The following is a 16499-nucleotide window of genomic DNA, read 5'->3' as shown; positions in this document are numbered from 1 at the left end:
GGCTGGGCGGCGCGGTCCACCGGACCGACGGGACCATCCTCACATGTCGAGGGACCGTCAGCGAGGCGTGCCGGGGTGCCGACGGCGCAGGTGCTCCTGATGCGCCTGGATCGCCGCCCGGGTGGGCCGGGCCGGCTGCAGCAGGTCCGGTCCGTGGTCGGAGACGGATTCCCCGCGCCGCAGGGCGTACCGGGCCGCCGTCAGCTCGGAGCGCACGCGCCGCCCGTCCCGCGTGACGACGACCGTCGCGCCGCGGCCGAGCGTGCTGCGGTCCACCTCGACCACCGCCACCTCGTCCCAGGGGATGCGCCGGCGTCCCAGCCAGCCGCGGATCGTGATGCCCGTGGTGGTGACGGTGAAGCGCTGGAGGTTGGCGAGGAGCGTGATCACCAGGACGGCGAGGAGCAGGGGGAGCACGATCAGACCGGCGAGCATCATCCTGCCGTCGCCGTCGAGCAGGGCCAGGAGCACGGGCACGCCGATCGCCAGCTCCAGCAGCAGCGCGAGGGCGATGCTCAGCAGGCGCATCCACCAGGCCAGGGAGACGGTGTACAGGACCTGCGGCCGATGCGGATCGGGGGAGTGCGCCATGGGGCCTATCCTCTCAAGCCGTGGCGGAGCCGGCGAGCGGCTCGACGTGCGCGAGGATCCGCTCGCGCAGCGCATCGGCCCGCTCGGCGAGCGCGCGCTGGCGCCGCCGGTACTCGGCCTTGCCCTCCGCGGACTCGATCGGCACCACGCCGTAGCCCAGCGGCCGCACGTCGTAGGGGCTCGCCTCCATGTCCAGCACGCGGGTGTCCCGGGCGTGCTCGAAGCAGTCCAGCACGAGATCCGAGGGGACCAGCGGCACCAGCTTCATCGCCCACTTGTAGAGGTCCATGCCCACGTGCAGGCAGGCGGGATTGTCCCGCTGCACCTGCGTGGCCCGGGTGGGGGCGAGCGCATTGCGGGGCACGGCCGGGGGCGTGAAGAAGCGGAAGGCGTCGATGTGGGAGCACACCAGGCGCTCGCCCTCGACGACCGCATCGGTCGCCTCCTGGCCCAGGCGCAGCGGCAGGTCCTCGTGGCGCTGCGCGCCCGGGGGCAGGCGGTAGACCATCGCCCACTCGTGCAGCCCGAAGCAGGAGAAGTTCGGCGCCCGCCGCGCGAGGGAGGAGGAGCGCAGCAGGCGGACCATGAAGTCCAGCGCATCGGCCCGCTCGGCGAGATAGCGCGGGACATCGGCGCGGCGCAGCGTCGTCCCCGCGGTCTCGGTGTCGACGTACCAGCCGCGCTCGCCGCCGGGGCGGATGTCGCCCGCGGGGCGCTCGTCGGCGCCGGGCCGCGGATCGGCGGCGGCGTCGTAGGCGGTCTCCCACCCCGGGTGCCAGCGCCGCAGACGCGCGGCGCTGAAGGGGTAGTAGGTGAACAGGAAGTCCTCGACGGGATGCTTCTGCCCGGCCGCGCGCCGGGCACGGTGCCCCGCGGTGAGCGCATCGGCCCGTGCCTCGTGCTCCGCGCGCGAGGCGGCCGCGGCCTCTGCGTCCAGGATGCGGCGGGGCTCGGGGACCGGGAGGGGCATGGGGCCAGTGTGTCAGGAGCTCTGCCGGACGGGGACGTGAGCTCGGTCGCGCCCGGCCCGCAGCGGCGCGCGCCGGCAGCGCGACCGGCCCGCCCCGCGGCCCGTCGGAGGACCGCGCCCCGCCGCCGGCCCCGCCGGGGGACCGGGGGCCGCGGCCTAGACTGGAGCGCATGCGCATCGTCCGATACACCACCGGTGAGGACCCCATGTACGGCATCGTCCAGGACAAGGACGGCACGGACATGGTCTACGGCATCACCGGCGACCCCCTGTACACCGAGATCCGCCCCACCGGGAAGATCACCCCGCTGGCCGACGTCCGCCTGCTGGCCCCCGTCATCCCCCGGTCGAAGGTCGTGTGCGTGGGCCGCAACTACGCCGCCCACGCCGCCGAGCTCGGCAACGAGGTCCCCGAGCAGCCGCTGCTGTTCCTCAAGCCCAACACCGCCGTCGTCGGCCCCGGCGATCCGGTGGTCCTGCCGTCCTACAGCGACGAGGTCAGCCTCGAGGCGGAGCTCGCCGTGGTCGTCAAGACCATCGCCAAGGACATCGACGCCGAGCAGGCCGCCCAGGTGATCCTGGGGTACACCTGCGCCAACGACTTCACCGCGCGCGACGCCCAGCGCGAGGAGAAGCAGTGGTTCCGCGCCAAGGCGTTCGACACCTCGTGCCCGCTGGGCCCGTGGATCGAGACCGATCTCGACGTCTCCGACGCCCGCATCGGCTCGTCCGTCGACGGCGAGGTCGCGCAGGACGGCACCACCGCCGACATGATCCGTTCCGTGCCCGAGCTGATCGCGGAGATCTCCCGCGTGGTCACCCTGCTCCCCGGGGATGTGATCCTCACCGGCACCCCCGCCGGCGTGCGCTCCGTCGCCGAGGGCAGCGAGGTCGACGTGACCATCGAGGGCATCGGCACCCTGACCAACCCCGTCGTGCGGCGCTGAACCGCCCGCCGCGACCCGTCCCACCCGTCATCGAGGAGAGCCTCCGCGTGAGCACCACCGCCGCGTCCACCCCGTCCGATCCCCGCGACACCCCCGCCGAGGTGCGGGTCCGCTTCTGCCCGAGCCCCACCGGCACCCCGCACGTGGGCCTGGTGCGCACGGCGCTGTTCAACTGGGCGTACGCCCGCCACACCGGCGGGAAGATGATCTTCCGCATCGAGGACACCGACGCGGCCCGCGACAGCGAGGAGTCCTACCAGCAGCTGCTGGACGCGATGCGCTGGCTCGGCATCGACTGGGACGAGGGCGTCGAGGTCGGCGGGCCCCACGGCCCCTACCGCCAGTCCCAGCGCGGCGAGATCTACCAGGACGTCATCGCGAAGCTCATCGAGGCCGGGCACATCTACGAGTCCTTCTCCACCGCGGAGGAGATCGCCGAGCGCCACCGCGCCGCCGGGCGCGACCCGCAGCTGGGCTACGACGGCTACGACCGCACCCTCACCGACGCCCAGAAGCAGGCCTTCCGCGACGAGGGCCGCGAGCCCACCTGGCGCCTGCGCATGCCCGACGAGGACCTCACCTTCACGGACCTGGTGCGCGGGGAGATCACCTTCAAGGCCGGCTCGACCCCGGACTACGTCGTGGTGCGCGCCAACGGCCAGCCGCTGTACACGCTGGTCAACCCCGTGGACGATGCGCTCATGGAGATCACGCACGTGCTGCGCGGGGAGGACCTGCTCTCCTCCACGCCCCGCCAGGTGGCGCTGTACCGGGCGCTGGTGGACATCGGCGTCGCGAAGCAGGAGCCGCTGTTCGGGCACCTGCCCTACGTGATGGGGGAGGGAAACAAGAAGCTCTCCAAGCGGGACCCGGAGTCCAACCTGTTCCTCTACCGCGAGCAGGGCTTCCTGCCCGAGGGCATGGTCAACTACCTCGCCCTGCTGGGCTGGGGCTACAGCGCGGACCAGGACATCTTCTCGCGCGAGCAGCTGGTCGAGCGCTTCGACGTGGCCGATGTGAACCCCAACCCCGCGCGGGTGGACATCAAGAAGGCGACGGCCATCAACGCCGATCACATCCGCCTGCTGCCCGAGGCGGAGCTCGTCGAGCGCCTCGTGCCCTACCTGCAGGCCGCCGGCCTCGTGTCCGACCCGATCACCGAGGAGCAGCACCGCCTGCTGGCCGCGGCCACGCCGCTGGTGCAGACCCGCATGAACCTGCTCGGCGAGGCACCGGACATGCTCGGCTTCCTCTTCACGGCCGATGCCGATCTCGTCGTCCAGGAGGACGCCCTGAAGAAGCTCGGCGAGGACCCGGTGGCGGTGCTCGACCGGGCGATCAGCGAGGTCGAGGCGCTGGGGGAGGTCTCCTTCACCACCGAGGCGCTCGAGGCCGCCCTGCGCGGCGCGATCGTGGAGGACATGGGCATCAAGCCCCGCCTGGCGTTCGGGCCGCTGCGCAGCGCGATCTCCGGGCGGCGCATCTCCCCGCCGCTGTTCGAGTCCATGGAGCTGCTGGGGCGCGACTCCAGCCTGGCGCGCCTGCGCGCCCTGCGGGAGCGTCTCGCGGCCTCCTGAGCCTCCTGAGCCTCCTCAGCCTTCCTCGGCCCTCCTGGGCGGCCCCGCGGGCCCCGGTGCGCACCCTGCGCCCCGGGGCCCGCGGGCGTTCGTGCTCCGGGGAGGCGCCCGGGCCGCGGGAGGCCGTCGGAAAACCCGCTGCGACCTCGCCCGATACCCGGGTGGGGAGCGTCACAGGCGGAATGGGCCCTCTCGGTTTGATGTGTGCTCGTGGACCGTATAGAGTCATACCTCGGTACGGCACGGAACGCCGGTTCCACGAGGTGAGAGCCTCGGAGGATCGGAGCTTCGAATCGTGCTTATCACCATGGGGTATGGTGTAATTGGCAACACAACGGTTTCTGGTACCGTCATTCTAGGTTCGAGTCCTGGTACCCCAGCGCAGTTCGATCCGTCGGATTCTTCCGACGTGTCGTCCGGCCCGCGCCCCGTTCGTCTAGCGGCCTAGGACGTCGCCCTCTCACGGCGGTAACACCGGTTCAAATCCGGTACGGGGTACGAGCAGCTCTCTCGGGAGCTGCACCCGGCTTCTTCGGAGGCCATGGGTTCGCCCCGTTCGTCTAGCGGCCCAGGACGTCGCCCTCTCACGGCGGTAACACCGGTTCAAATCCGGTACGGGGTACAGAGTCAGGACCGGCATCCGCATGGATGCCGGTCCTGTTCCGTTTCCGGCATCCATCGTCTCCCGGCGATCGTTTCCCGGCGCCGGCCTCGCGCGGGCGCGGGACGAGATTCGGGAGCGGGATGAGATTCGGGAGCGGGACGAGAAAGGACCGTCCTGCACCGGGTCGCGGAGGATCCGGAGCAGAACGGTCCGTCGGAGGGGGCGGGCCGTGCGGTGCGTGGTCGGGCTCTACTCGCCGAGGACCTCGGTGCTCGCGCGGCGCAGCACGTCGGTGAGGTGGTTGGCGGAGCTGATCACGGCGGCCGCGTGGAGGCGGCCGGGCTGGCGGGTGATGCGGTCCAGCGGCCCGGAGACGCTCAGGGCGGCGACGACGCGCCCGTTGGGGCCGCGCACGGGGGCGCTCACGGAGCCGACCCCCGGCTCTCGCTCGCCGATCGACTGCGCCCAGCCGCGGCGGCGCACCGCCGAGAGCATCGTGGCGGTGAAGCGGGCGCCGTGCAGGCCCCGGTGGAGGCGGTCGGGCTCCTCCCATGCCAGCAGGATCTGCGCGGCGGAGCCGGCCTTCATGGTGATCGTGGCGCCCAGCGGGACGGAGTCGCGCAGGCCGATGGGCCGCTCCGCGGCTGCCACGCAGACGCGGTGATCGCCCTGGCGGCGGTACAGCTGCGCCGACTCCCCGGTGTGGTCGCGCAGCGCCCCGAGGACCGGGCCCGCCGCGGCGAGCAGGCGGTCCTCGCCGGCGGCCGCCGCGAGCTCGCCCAGGCGCGGGCCCAGCACGAAGCGGCCCTGCATGTCGCGGGCGACCAGGCGGTGGTGCTCGAGCGCCACGGCCAGGCGGTGCGCCGTGGGGCGGGCCAGGTCGGTCAGCTGCACGAGCTGCGCAAGGGTCGCGGGCCCGGCCTCGAGGGCACCGAGCACGATGGCGGCCTTGTCGAGCACGCCCACGCCGCTGCCGGCGTCCTCCGTCACGTGTGTGTCCATGCTCCGATATTGCCGTCTTAGTGCGTGAGACGCAAGTGCGGCGTCATGCAGACCACCCGACGATGGTCACCACGACACCCCGCTCCGCGGGCCCGACCAGGGCCTCGGGGCGGGATCACGCCCCAATGAAGATTCCTCGGCACCGCGGCCCCCGGCCCGGTCGTGCGAGGCGCGTCCGAGACGCGAGGAAGGAAGTCCGAGATGGCGGGGACGCTCGCTGAGAAGGTCTGGAACGATCATGTGGTGCGCCGCGGCGAGAACGGCGAGCCGGACCTGCTGTACATCGACCTCCAGCTCCTCCACGAGGTCACCAGTCCACAGGCCTTCGACGGGCTGCGCCAGGAGAACCGGCCGCTGCGCCGCCTGGACCAGACGATCGCGACCGAGGACCACAACACCCCCACGATCGACATCGACAAGCCGATCGCGGACATCACCAGCCGCACGCAGATCGAGACCCTGCGCCGCAACGCCGAGGAGTTCGGCGTGCGCATCCACTCCCTGGGGGACGTGGACCAGGGCATCGTCCACGTGGTCGGGCCGCAGCTGGGCCTGACCATGCCGGGCGTGACCATCGTCTGCGGCGACTCGCACACCTCCACCCACGGCGCCTTCGGCGCGCTGGCCTTCGGCATCGGCACCTCGCAGGTCGAGCACGTGATGGCCACCCAGACGCTGTCGCTGAAGCCCTTCCGGACCATGGCCATCACCGTCAACGGCACGCTGAAGCCCGGCGTGACCGCGAAGGACATCATCCTCGCGGTGATCGCGAAGATCGGCACCGGCGGCGGCCAGGGCTACGTCCTGGAGTACCGCGGCGAGGCCATCCGCGCCCTCTCCATGGAGGGCCGCATGACCATCTGCAACATGTCCATCGAGGCGGGCGCCCGCGCCGGGATGATCGCTCCGGACGAGACCACCTTCGAGTACGTCAAGGGCCGCCCGCACGCGCCGACCGGCGAGCTGTGGGACGAGGCCGTCGCCTACTGGAAGACCCTGCGCTCGGACGACGACGCGACCTTCGACGCCGAGGTCGTCATCGACGCCGACGAGCTCGAGCCCTTCGTCACCTGGGGCACCAACCCGGGCCAGGGCCTGCCGCTCTCGGCCGATGTCCCCGCCCCCGAGGACTTCACCGACGACACCTCCCGCGCCGCCGCCGAGCGGGCGCTGGAGTACATGGACCTGGTCCCCGGCACGCCGCTGAAGGACATCCGCGTCGACACCATCTTCATGGGCTCGTGCACCAACGGCCGCATCGAGGACCTGCGGGCCTTCGCCGAGGTGCTGCAGGGGCGCACCAAGCACCCCGACGTGCGGGTGCTCGTCGTCCCCGGCTCCGCGCGGGTGCGCATCCAGGCCGAGCAGGAGGGCCTGCACGAGATCTTCGAGGCCTTCGGCGCCGAATGGCGCCAGGCCGGCTGCTCGATGTGCCTGGGCATGAACCCCGACCAGCTGAAGCCCGGGGAGCGCGCGGCCTCGACCTCGAACCGCAACTTCGAGGGACGCCAGGGCAAGGGCGGGCGCACCCACCTCGTCTCCCCGATCGTCGCCGCGGCGACCGCGGTGCGGGGCACGCTCAGCTCGCCGCTGGACCTCGACCCGATCGACGTCGACTCCCGCCCCGCCGCCGCGGCCGCCGGCGAGCAGAAGACCGCCTGAGCGCGCCCGCACGGACAAGGAGACCCTGATGGACAAGTTCAGCACCCACACCGGCATCGGCGTGCCGCTGCGCCGCAGCAACGTCGACACCGACCAGATCATCCCCGCCGTGTACCTCAAGCGCGTCACCAAGACGGGCTTCGACGACGGCCTCTTCTCCGCCTGGCGCAAGGACCCGGAGTTCGTCCTGAACCAGGACGCCTACCGCTCCGGCTCCGTGCTCGTGGCGGGCCCGGACTTCGGCACCGGCTCCTCGCGCGAGCACGCCGTCTGGGCGCTGCGGGACTACGGCTTCAAGGCCGTCCTGTGCAGCCGCTTCGCCGACATCTTCCGCGGCAACGCCGGCAACCAGGGCCTGGTGGCCGCGCAGCTCGCGCAGGACGACATCGAGCAGCTGTGGAAGATCCTCGAGGAGCAGCCCGGCACGCAGGTGACCGTGGACCTCGTCTCCCAGCAGGTGCATGCGGGCGATGCGACCTTCCGCTTCGACATCGACGAGTACACCCGCTGGCGCCTCATGGAGGGCCTGGACGACATCGGCCTGACCCTGCGGCACCTGGAGGACATCGAGGCCTTCGAGGCCCGGCGCCCCGCCTGGATGCCCAAGACGCTGCCGGCGCGCATCGCCGACTGACGCGTCCCGCCGACGGACCACGGATGCGGGGGCTCCCCTCGGAGCCCCCGCATCCGCATGTCGGAAGCATCCCGATGTGCCGTGGGTCCCAGACCGCGACGGGCCCGCTCCGGTATGGTGATCCGGTCGTCGCCGGGACCTGCCCGGGGACCTTGAGCCCATTCCAAGGACGATATGACCCACACATTCCACGTGCGCGGAGGGCGTCCCCTGGACGGTGAGATCACCGTCCGCGGCGCCAAGAACCTCGTCTCGAAGGCGATGGTCGCCTCGCTGCTCGGCGAGGAGCCGAGCGTGCTCCGCTCCGTGCCGGACATCCGCGACGTGTCGATCGTCTCCGAGCTCCTGCGGATCCACGGCGTCCAGGTCGATCGCGATGCCGAGACCGGCACCATCCGCTTCGACCCCTCGGCCGTGGAGCGCGCGCACGTGGTGGACATCGACGCCCACGCCGGCAGCTCGCGCATCCCGATCCTGTTCTGCGGTCCGCTGCTGCATCGCCTGGGGGAGGCGATCATCCCCGATCTCGGCGGCTGCCGGATCGGCGACCGTCCCATCAACTACCACCTCGACGTGCTGCGGAAGTTCGGCGCGCACGTGGACAAGCGCGAGCTGGGCATCTACATCACCGCGCCCGAGGGGCTGCACGGCACCCGCATCCACCTCGAGTACCCCAGCGTCGGGGCCACCGAGCAGGTGCTGCTGACGGCGGTCCGTGCGAAGGGCGTCACCGAGCTGACCAACGCCGCGGTCGAGCCGGAGATCGAGGACCTCATCGCCGTGCTGCAGAAGATGGGCGCGATCATCTCCCTGCAGACCGACCGCACCATCACCATCGAGGGCGTGGACCGCCTGGGCGGCTTCGACCACGTGGCGATCCCGGACCGCATCGAGGCCGCCAGCTGGGCCTGCGCGGCGCTGGTGACCAAGGGCTCGGTCATGGTGCGCGGCGCCCAGCAGAAGCCGATGGCCACCTTCCTGAACGTCTTCCGCAAGGTCGGCGGCGGGATGGAGATCACCGAGGAGGGGATCCGGTTCTTCCACCCCGGCACGCCCCTGCGCTCGATCGCCGTGGAGACCGACGTCCACCCCGGGCTCATGACCGACTGGCAGCAGCCGCTGGTGGTCGCGCTGACGCAGGCCGAGGGCATCTCCATCGTCCACGAGACGGTGTACGAGAACCGCCTGGGCTTCACGAGCGCGCTGAACGACATGGGCGCCAAGATCCAGGTCTACCGCGAATGCCTGGGCGGCTCGAGCTGCCGCTTCGGCCGCAGCAACTACAACCACTCCGCCGTGATCTCCGGGGCCAAGGCGCTGCACGGCGCCGACATCACCGTCCCCGACCTCCGCGGCGGCTTCTCGTACCTGATCGCGGCGCTCGGCGCCGAGGGCGTCTCCACCATCCGGGGGATCGACCTGATCGACCGCGGCTACGAGAGCTTCCGCGACAAGCTCACGGCGCTGGGCGCCGAGTACTGGGAGGACTGAGGACCCGATGAGCGAGACCGCCCCCGACACCCGCCACAGCGCGGAGCCCGAGGTGATCGCCGCGGATCCCGCCGACAGCGCGGCGCGCGAGGGCGGCGTCGGCCACGGCGCCGCCTCCTCCCTCGCCCTGCGCGACATCCCCGTGCCGGACTACTGCGACGTGGTGATCGTCCCCACCCGCGGGGTCGACGAGCCGGACCCGCGGGTCTGGGCCGAGGCGATCTTCTCGCACGAGAACACGCCGCTGTCCAAGCGGGGCCTGCTGGCCCTGCGGGACGAGGCGGTGCGCCTGTTCGACATGGTCCCTCCGCCGCAGAAGGAGTACGTCAGCGACGAGGTCCGCGGGGGCGAGGCGCTGATCCGGGACGACGACGAGAACCTCAGCGTCCGCATCGGCGTGGCGCTGCTGCCCGGCGGAGAGCTGCTCCAGGTCACCACGGCCGTGAAGTACCGCAGCATCCGGGGACGCCTCGCCTTCGCCCCGCGGCGCCTCATGCACGCCGCGGCCGTGAACACCCTGGCCCGCCGCGCCGCCACCACCGTGCGGCGCCGGGCCGTGACCGCGGGCGGCGCCGGTGCGACCCGCTCGATCACCGCGCAGGCCGCGCGCAAGGTCGGCCACGGCGCGCAGCGCGCCATCGGTCGCGGCCCCGGCGGAACCGCAGGGGTCTGAGCATGACCCGACGTCCCCCGGAGCGGCGGGCGGGGGTCGTCATCGATCTCGCGCAGCTCGTGCTGCGCCCCCTGTCGCGGCTGCTGGCGCCGCCGACCTGGATCGGCGCCGAGAACCTGTCGGTCCAGGGGGCGGCGATCGCCTGCGGCAACCACGCCGGCCCCTGGGACGCGATCGCCTACGGCCACCTGCTGCAGGCCCACGGGATCGCCCCGCGGTTCCTGGCCAAGTCCTCCCTGTTCGCCGTGCCCGTGCTCGGGGCCCTGCTGCGCTCCTCGCGGCAGATCCCGGTCGCCCGCGGGAGCGCCCGCACGGCCGATGCCCTCTCCGCCGCCGAGGCGGCGCTGGGCCGCGGCGAGCTGATCATGCTGTTCCCCGAGGGCACGTACACCCGCGACCCCGACGGCTGGCCGATGCGGGCCCGCCTCGGGGCGGCGAGACTGGCCCTGCGCAGCGGCGCCCCGCTGATCCCCATCGCCTGCGCGGGATCGCGGGAGTTCTGGCGGCCGCGCGCGGCGCTGCCGCGCCCCCGCAGGCCCCTGACGCTGCAGGTGGGGGAGCCGTTCGCGGTCGTGCGCGCCCCGGGCGAGTCGGAGAAGCAGGCCGCCGAGCGCGTCACCGCCGAGCTGATGGCGCGGATCACGGCGATGCTGGCCGGGATCCGCGGCGAGCAGCCTCCCGCCGCGGTCCACGACCCGCGCGGCGACCACCACCGACCCGAGGAGGGACGACCATGACCGCCTTCGCGATCCTGGGGGCAGGGTCCTGGGGGTGCACCTTCGCGCTCCTGCTGGCCCGTGCCGGGCACGAGGTGACCCTCTGGGCGCGCCGCGAGGAGCTCGCCCGCGAGATCCGCGAGGAGCACCGCTGCCGCGACTACCTCGGGGCGCGGGAGCTGCCCGCGGGCATCGGCGCCAGCAGCGACATCGCCGAGGCGACGCAGGGGGCATCGGCCCTGGTCGTCGCGGTCCCGGCGCAGCGTCTGCGGGAGAGCCTGCGCGCCTGGCGCTCCGCCCCGGGGATGGACGGCGCGCTGCCGGCCGTGCCCGTGGTCTCCCTCGCCAAGGGCATCGAGCGCGGCAGCGACCTGCGCATGAGCGAGGTGCTCGTCGAGGCCGGCGGCATCGACCCGTCGCAGGTGACGGTGCTCTCGGGCCCGAACCTCGCGGCGGAGATCGCCGAGGGCCAGCCCTGCGGCAGCGTCGTCGCCGGCCACGACGAGGCCGTCGCGCAGCAGGTCGCCCGCTGGTGCCAGGGGCCGAGCCTGCGCACCTACACCTCCTCCGACGTGATCGGCGTCGAGGTCGCCGGGGCCGTGAAGAACATCGTCGCCATCGCCGTGGGCGCCGCAGCGGGGCTGGGGTACGGCGACAACACCCGGGCCAGCCTGATCACCCGCGGGCTCGCCGAGATGAGCCGCCTGGGCGTGGCGCTCGGCGGGGAGGCCGCCACCTTCGCGGGCCTGGCCGGCATGGGGGACCTCGTGGCGACCTGCGCCTCCCCGCTCTCGCGAAACCACTCCCTGGGTGCGGCGCTGGGCCGCGGCCTGGACGTGCAGGCGGCCGCCGCCGAGGTCGGACGCACCGCCGAGGGCGTGGAGACGGCCCGCGCCGTCGCGGCCCTCGCGCAGCGCCTGGGGGTGGACATGCCCATCACCCGCGCCGTCGTCGAGGTGGTCGACCACCGGGCGCGTATCGAGGATGTCACAGCGGCGTTGCTGGCCCGTCCCGTCCGGCCCGAGTGACTAGTCTCGTCCCATGACCACGACCATCGCCCTCCTGTTCGGCGGCCGCAGCGGCGAGCACGGCATCTCCTGCGTGACCGCCGGCGGCATCCTCGGCGCGATCGACCGCAGCCGCTACGACGTGATCGCCGTGGGCATCACCCGGGACGGTCGCTGGGTGCACGTCTCCGACGACCCGGAGGCCTGGACCCTGGTCGACGGGAAGGCCCCGGAGGTCTCCGGCACCGGCCCGGAGGTGCTGCTTCCGCCGAGCGCCGTCGGCCCGGGGGAGAAGGTCGCCCTGCGCGTGATCCGCGAGGACCGGGTCGAGCCCCTCGCCGAGGTCGACGTGGTCCTGCCGCTGCTGCATGGGCCGTACGGGGAGGACGGCACCGTCCAGGGCGCCCTCGAGCTGCTGGACATCCCCTACGTGGGCAGCGGCGTGCTCGCCTCCGCGCTGTGCATGGACAAGGGCGCCACCAAGGCGGCGCTCACCCGCGCCGGCATCCCGACGGCCCGCGCCGTGACCATCGACGAGGACCGCTGGGCGCGCGAGGCCCACCACGTGACCGAGACGGTGGCCCGCACCCTCGAGCTGCCCTGGTTCGTCAAGCCGGCCCGCGCCGGCTCCTCCCTCGGCGTGACCAAGGTGAGCGATCCCGCGCAGCTCGAGCACGCCGTGAAGACCGCCTTCGCGGAGGATCCCCGCATCCTCATCGAGGAGGGCGTCAGCGGCCGCGAGGTCGAGTGCGCCGTGCTGCAGGCGGCTGCGGGGGAGGAGCCCCGCACCACCATCCCCGGGGAGGTGCGCATCGGCGAGGACCTCGACTTCTACGACTACGAGTCCAAGTACTTCGGCAAAGGCACCGTGGAGATCCAGGTCCCCGCGCAGCTCAGCGACGCCGTCCTCGAGGAGATCCGCGACATCGCCGCGCGCGCCTTCCAGGTGCTGCGCCTCGAGGGACTGGCCCGGGTCGACGTGTTCGTCGCGGCGGACGGCGCGATCCTCGTCAACGAGGTCAACACGATGCCCGGCTTCACCCCCTACTCGATGTTCCCGGTGCTCTGGGAGAACATGGGGCTCGAGTACAGCGGACTGATCACCGAGCTCGTCGAGCAGGCCCGCACCCGTCGCATCGGCCTGCGATGACCTCGCCCTGCGGCCGGCTCACGGCACGAGGGCGATCAGCTCCTGCCCGCCGGTGAGCTCGGGGTCGGTGTAGCCGACCTCCGCGATCCGGGTCCCCGCAGGGACGTCGACGGTCACCTCGAGCGTCACGGTCGCCCCCGGCGCGAACCCGGCGGAGTCCGTGGTGAACGACAGCACCCGGACCGGGTGCAGGGCCCCGTCGCCGTCGCGCACCGTGATCGCGTCGATGCTCGGCTCGATGACGCTCCCGCCGTGGTTGGTCATGTCCACGTGCACCGTGACCAGCACCCCGTTCTCCGGGGTGATGACCGTGCCGGCAGCGGTCTCGATCCGATCCACCTCGACGACATCGGTGACCACGAGCTCCACCTCCGCCGCGCCGACGACGGCAGGCTCGGTGGCGGTCGCCTCATCGGCCCCGGGGTCGGGGTCCCGGTCGGGCGAGGGGACCGGGTCAGCGGTCGCGGCGGGATCGGTGGTCGGGTCCGGGACGGCCGCCGCCTCCTCCGGGTCCTCGGTCACCGGGGCGGCGGGAGGACGGGTGCTGGTGACCGTCTCCTGGTCTCGCAGCGTCGTCCAGACCCCGTAGCCGGCGGCTCCCAGCCCCAGCGCTCCCACCAGCATCACCGCGCACGCCCCGGCGAGGCACCAGCCCGCGCGACCGGTCGTCGTCGGGCCCGGCGCCCCCTGCGGGGACGGGCCGAGGGAGCCGCCGCCCGGGCCCGGCTCCGACCCGCCGACGTCGGAAGGCCTCGGCGTGCTCATGGGCGATCTCCTTCAGGGCGGGGGCGGGGGCGGGGGACCGATGCGATCATGCGGCGTCGCCGGGGCCGATGCAGCGCGACGTCGCGGGGATCGCGGAGATGAGCTGCGTGAACTCCAGGGGCACGGCGGAGGGCTGGTCCGGCGCGACCGAGCGCGGCACCGAGATGTCGATGGCGGGCACCCGGCCGAAGCTGGTGAACAGGACGATGCCGTCCTCCTCGCGGACGATCCAGTCGACCTCGCGGCCGGAGGAGTCGGCCAGGGTCGTGCACAGATCGGTCGTCGGCCCCGGCGGCGTCACCCCGCAGCGCAGGACGATCGTGTCCTCCCCGGTGCCCCAGGCCAGGGTCCCCTGGCTGTCGGTCTCGTGCAGCGGCTGGCCGAGCATCTGCTGCGGCGCACCGACGACGATGTCCGCGCAGGCGGGGTCCGCCGCATCGGGCCCGGCCGGGACCGTGGTCGCGCCGCAGGCGGCGAGGACGGGGGCCAGCAGGGCCAGGGCGGCCAGGGCGGAGAGGCGGGGTCGGACGAGGCGCACCCTCCGAGCGTACCGGGCCCGCCTGGGGCACACTTCTCCTATGCCCTCCATCGCTCACCTGCACGAATCCGGACTGCTCGCGGCGATCCTCCCGCACTTCGCCCAGGGCGGCGACGTGGAGGTCGGCCCCGGCGACGACGCCGCGGTGGTGCGCCTGCCCGGCCCGCGCCTGGTGATCACCACCGACTCCCTCGTCGAGGGCCAGGACTTCCTGCTCCCCGCGACGCGGCCGGCATGGATCGGCGCCAAGGCCGCCGTGCAGAACCTCGCGGACGTCGCCGCCATGGGGGCGCGGCCCCGCGCCGTCGTGGTCGCGCTGAACGCCCCCGAGTCCACGGACCTCGCCGTGCTCGAGGGCATCAGCCGCGGTCTCGCCCAGCGCTGCGGCCGACATGGCACGAGCGTGGTGGGCGGCGACCTCGGACGCTCCGAGCAGCTGACGATCACCGTCACCGCCGTCGGGGCCCTCGAGGGGGACGCCCCGGCCGTCCAGCGCTCCGGGGCGCGGGCAGGGGACGTGCTCGCGATCGGCACCGAGCAGCTCGGGCGCAGCGCGGCCGGTCTCGCGCAGCTGCTCGCCGGGGACCACGCCGGGCAGCACGTGCCCTGGCACAACGCCCCCGATCCCGACCTGTCCCTCGGCTGGGGCACCGGCCGCACCGCGCACGCCATGATGGACCTCTCCGACGGCCTGGTCCGCGACGGAACCCGTCTCGCCCAGGCCAGCGGCGTCCTGCTGGACCTGGACCGCGAGGCACTCGCGGCCGATGCCGCCGCCCTCGACGGCGCCGCCGCGCAGCTCGGCGCCGACGCCTGGGACTGGGTGCTGCACGGCGGCGAGGAGCATGCCATGCTCGCCGCCTTCGCGCCCGGCAGCGTCCCGCCCGGCTTCCGGGCCATCGGGACCGTCAGGGAACGACCCGCGGCAGCGACGCCCGCGGTGCTCCTGGACGGTGCGGAGATCCCCGGCGAGGGCTGGGACCACTTCGCCTGATCCACCGGTCCGGTCGCCCTTCGTCCCCATCCCGTCGTCCCCATTCGGCGTCGGTGCGCTGTGGAGCGTCTGCGCATCCGGATAAGGTCGAGCCGTGGTCGCGCCGATCAGCGGGGGGACCGATCACGAGACAGGGGCAGGGATGTTCGGGCACGTCAGCAATCGCACCATGGACCGCCGGCCGATCGCGGGGGAGAGCCGGCCGATCGTCAGGGAGAGCGGGGCGCCGGGGCCCCGAGCACATCGATCGGGGGCTCTGCTGGTCTCCTCGCTGGCGCTGCTCCTCGCCGCCTGCGGTCCCGGTGCGGAGCCGGTGACGACGCCGACCGCGGCCGGCACTGCGGAATCCGCGCAGACGGAGCCGGCACCGAGCGCGCCGTCCGACGCCGGCGGCGCCGAGGCGTCGCCGAGCAGCACGGCGGCCGGACCGAGCGCGCCGGAGAGGACACCGGAGGGCCGACGCTGCTCCGAGAAAGCCGGCTGGGCGCTCGTCATCGCCCAGGGGGACGTCCCGTGCGAGGAGGCGACGAAGGTCATGTCCGCCTACGAGCGCGACGCGGAACCGGCGCCGGGACGAGTGCCCGGCGAGGACCTCGAGGTCGACGGGTGGGCCTGCGAGCCGATCCTCTTCGCGAGGATGGGCTACGAGCCCGACACCTACTCCTCGCGGTGCGAGAAGGACGGTGCGGCGATCATGACGATCGACGCCGCGACCGAGCTCCCGTCCGACGGACCCATCGTCACGCCGACGGGTCGTTCGACCTCGGGCTACGGCCGCAAGGAGGTCCAATGGGGCTTCATCTCCCCGAGCGGGACCTGGAGCTGCGCGATCATCGACAATCCGACGAACGACCCGGGTGACGGCCTCAGGCCGGGAGTCGAGTGCGAGGGACACAAGGACATTCCGGGGACGTCCGTGCTGGCGGACGGAGGAGCCATGATCGAGGCGAACGGCGTCGCGATGCGGGCCGACTCCCCGCCGGAGCCGATCAGCGCCGCCGAGAAGCTCATCGACCCCGAGAAACCTTCGTCCCGCTGGAGTACGGCCAGATCCTCTATGCGCGGGGCGCCGCGTGCACGGTCGACCAGGAGCGGGGCGTGACGTGCACGCAGGACGGCCATTCGTTCACCGTCTCCTTCGTGCACGGATTCGAGGGCAGCTGAGCGGCCATCGGCCG

The 16499-nt window shown here is 73.1% G+C and carries 16 protein-coding genes and 3 tRNA genes; 14 read left to right on the top strand and 5 right to left on the bottom strand.

From position 1 onward, the window contains the following. Positions 1 to 57: 57 nt before the first annotated feature. Both ABD234_RS02590 and ABD234_RS02585 read right to left on the bottom strand, forming a co-directional pair. Positions 58 to 591, bottom strand: coding sequence for a PH domain-containing protein (locus ABD234_RS02590; RefSeq protein WP_038370001.1), 534 nt, complete (start codon positions 589 to 591; stop codon positions 58 to 60). A 13-nt stretch (positions 592 to 604) separates the two neighbouring features. After that, positions 605 to 1561 (bottom strand): hypothetical protein, encoded by a 957-nt coding sequence (locus ABD234_RS02585; protein WP_038370002.1) that lies wholly within the window; start codon positions 1559 to 1561, stop codon positions 605 to 607. 170 nt (positions 1562 to 1731) lie between these two features. On the opposite strand from ABD234_RS02585, the gene ABD234_RS02580 reads away from it, so the two are divergent. The 5 genes from ABD234_RS02580 to ABD234_RS02560 all read left to right on the top strand — a co-directional run bounded on the left by ABD234_RS02580 (position 1732) and on the right by ABD234_RS02560 (position 4707). Next, positions 1732 to 2508 (top strand): fumarylacetoacetate hydrolase family protein, encoded by a 777-nt coding sequence (locus ABD234_RS02580; protein WP_038370003.1) that lies wholly within the window; start codon positions 1732 to 1734, stop codon positions 2506 to 2508. A gap of 47 nt (positions 2509 to 2555) precedes the next feature. Further along, complete coding sequence (gene gltX / locus ABD234_RS02575; protein WP_038370005.1) at positions 2556 to 4085, top strand: glutamate--tRNA ligase; 1530 nt, start codon at positions 2556 to 2558, stop codon at positions 4083 to 4085. A gap of 308 nt (positions 4086 to 4393) precedes the next feature. Then, a tRNA-Gln gene (locus ABD234_RS02570) sits at positions 4394 to 4465 on the top strand. 45 nt (positions 4466 to 4510) lie between these two features. Further along, a tRNA-Glu gene (locus ABD234_RS02565) sits at positions 4511 to 4583 on the top strand. Between the two features lie 51 nt (positions 4584 to 4634). Next, positions 4635 to 4707 (top strand) — tRNA-Glu (locus ABD234_RS02560). A gap of 231 nt (positions 4708 to 4938) precedes the next feature. Here the strand turns inward: ABD234_RS02560 and ABD234_RS02555 are convergent. Further along, the gene (locus tag ABD234_RS02555) at positions 4939 to 5691 is read right to left on the bottom strand and encodes an IclR family transcriptional regulator (RefSeq protein ID WP_038370006.1); all 753 of its coding nucleotides are present in this window, start codon (positions 5689 to 5691) and stop codon (positions 4939 to 4941) included. A gap of 201 nt (positions 5692 to 5892) precedes the next feature. On the opposite strand from ABD234_RS02555, the gene leuC reads away from it, so the two are divergent. The 7 genes from leuC (at position 5893) to ABD234_RS02520 (ending at position 13024) form a co-directional block, all read left to right on the top strand. Further along, a complete protein-coding gene (leuC, locus tag ABD234_RS02550; RefSeq protein ID WP_038370008.1) occupies positions 5893 to 7353 on the top strand; it encodes a 3-isopropylmalate dehydratase large subunit in 1461 nt (486 codons plus the stop codon). A 28-nt stretch (positions 7354 to 7381) separates the two neighbouring features. Continuing rightward, positions 7382 to 7987, top strand: coding sequence for a 3-isopropylmalate dehydratase small subunit (gene leuD, locus ABD234_RS02545; protein ID WP_038370009.1), 606 nt, complete (start codon positions 7382 to 7384; stop codon positions 7985 to 7987). Positions 7988 to 8161: 174 nt separating this feature from the next. After that, positions 8162 to 9478 (top strand): UDP-N-acetylglucosamine 1-carboxyvinyltransferase, encoded by a 1317-nt coding sequence (gene murA / locus ABD234_RS02540; protein ID WP_038370010.1) that lies wholly within the window; start codon positions 8162 to 8164, stop codon positions 9476 to 9478. Positions 9479 to 9485: 7 nt separating this feature from the next. Beyond that, positions 9486 to 10151 (top strand): DUF2867 domain-containing protein, encoded by a 666-nt coding sequence (locus ABD234_RS02535; RefSeq protein ID WP_084148146.1) that lies wholly within the window; start codon positions 9486 to 9488, stop codon positions 10149 to 10151. A gap of 2 nt (positions 10152 to 10153) precedes the next feature. Continuing rightward, a complete protein-coding gene (locus ABD234_RS02530; protein ID WP_038370011.1) occupies positions 10154 to 10888 on the top strand; it encodes a lysophospholipid acyltransferase family protein in 735 nt (244 codons plus the stop codon). Beyond that, positions 10885 to 11895: an NAD(P)H-dependent glycerol-3-phosphate dehydrogenase gene (locus ABD234_RS02525; RefSeq protein WP_038370012.1), complete on the top strand. Its 1011-nt coding sequence runs from the start codon at positions 10885 to 10887 to the stop codon at positions 11893 to 11895. The genes ABD234_RS02530 and ABD234_RS02525 overlap by 4 nt, the downstream gene beginning before the upstream one ends. A gap of 13 nt (positions 11896 to 11908) precedes the next feature. Then, positions 11909 to 13024, top strand: a complete 1116-nt coding sequence (locus ABD234_RS02520) for a D-alanine--D-alanine ligase family protein (RefSeq protein ID WP_344353813.1) — start codon at positions 11909 to 11911, stop codon at positions 13022 to 13024. Positions 13025 to 13042: 18 nt separating this feature from the next. Here ABD234_RS02520 and ABD234_RS02515 read toward each other — a convergent pair whose 3' ends face one another. After that, complete coding sequence (locus ABD234_RS02515) at positions 13043 to 13789, bottom strand: hypothetical protein (protein ID WP_038370014.1); 747 nt, start codon at positions 13787 to 13789, stop codon at positions 13043 to 13045. Between the two features lie 46 nt (positions 13790 to 13835). Beyond that, on the bottom strand, positions 13836 to 14327 hold the full coding sequence (locus ABD234_RS02510) for a DUF3515 family protein (RefSeq protein WP_038370015.1): 492 nt from the start codon (positions 14325 to 14327) through the stop codon (positions 13836 to 13838). Between the two features lie 40 nt (positions 14328 to 14367). On the opposite strand from ABD234_RS02510, the gene thiL reads away from it, so the two are divergent. Further along, the gene (gene thiL / locus ABD234_RS02505) at positions 14368 to 15321 is read left to right on the top strand and encodes a thiamine-phosphate kinase (RefSeq protein WP_038370016.1); all 954 of its coding nucleotides are present in this window, start codon (positions 14368 to 14370) and stop codon (positions 15319 to 15321) included. Positions 15322 to 15856: 535 nt separating this feature from the next. Continuing rightward, positions 15857 to 16423 (top strand): hypothetical protein, encoded by a 567-nt coding sequence (locus ABD234_RS02500; RefSeq protein WP_344353808.1) that lies wholly within the window; start codon positions 15857 to 15859, stop codon positions 16421 to 16423. Positions 16424 to 16499 lie beyond the last annotated feature (76 nt).

It is taken from the genome of Brachybacterium phenoliresistens (genome assembly GCF_039530785.1).
Classification (GTDB): domain Bacteria; phylum Actinomycetota; class Actinomycetes; order Actinomycetales; family Dermabacteraceae; genus Brachybacterium; species Brachybacterium phenoliresistens.
Note: the sequence above shows the minus strand (reverse complement) of the source record. Positions and strands in the feature narration are given on the sequence as shown.

Excerpts from the sequence above, each read along its gene's own strand:
- ABD234_RS02590 (WP_038370001.1), bottom strand. The coding sequence starts at position 591 with ATGGCGCACTCCCCCGATCCGCATCGGCCGCAGGTCCTGTACACCGTC.
- ABD234_RS02585 (WP_038370002.1), bottom strand. The coding sequence starts at position 1,561 with ATGCCCCTCCCGGTCCCCGAGCCCCGCCGCATCCTGGACGCAGAGGCC.
- ABD234_RS02580 (WP_038370003.1), top strand. The coding sequence starts at position 1,732 with ATGCGCATCGTCCGATACACCACCGGTGAGGACCCCATGTACGGCATC.
- ABD234_RS02555 (WP_038370006.1), bottom strand. The coding sequence starts at position 5,691 with ATGGACACACACGTGACGGAGGACGCCGGCAGCGGCGTGGGCGTGCTC.
- leuC (WP_038370008.1), top strand. The coding sequence starts at position 5,893 with ATGGCGGGGACGCTCGCTGAGAAGGTCTGGAACGATCATGTGGTGCGC.
- leuD (WP_038370009.1), top strand. The coding sequence starts at position 7,382 with ATGGACAAGTTCAGCACCCACACCGGCATCGGCGTGCCGCTGCGCCGC.
- murA (WP_038370010.1), top strand. The coding sequence starts at position 8,162 with ATGACCCACACATTCCACGTGCGCGGAGGGCGTCCCCTGGACGGTGAG.
- ABD234_RS02535 (WP_084148146.1), top strand. The coding sequence starts at position 9,486 with ATGAGCGAGACCGCCCCCGACACCCGCCACAGCGCGGAGCCCGAGGTG.
- ABD234_RS02530 (WP_038370011.1), top strand. The coding sequence starts at position 10,154 with ATGACCCGACGTCCCCCGGAGCGGCGGGCGGGGGTCGTCATCGATCTC.
- ABD234_RS02525 (WP_038370012.1), top strand. The coding sequence starts at position 10,885 with ATGACCGCCTTCGCGATCCTGGGGGCAGGGTCCTGGGGGTGCACCTTC.
- ABD234_RS02520 (WP_344353813.1), top strand. The coding sequence starts at position 11,909 with ATGACCACGACCATCGCCCTCCTGTTCGGCGGCCGCAGCGGCGAGCAC.
- ABD234_RS02515 (WP_038370014.1), bottom strand. The coding sequence starts at position 13,789 with ATGAGCACGCCGAGGCCTTCCGACGTCGGCGGGTCGGAGCCGGGCCCG.
- thiL (WP_038370016.1), top strand. The coding sequence starts at position 14,368 with ATGCCCTCCATCGCTCACCTGCACGAATCCGGACTGCTCGCGGCGATC.
- ABD234_RS02500 (WP_344353808.1), top strand. The coding sequence starts at position 15,857 with ATGTCCGCCTACGAGCGCGACGCGGAACCGGCGCCGGGACGAGTGCCC.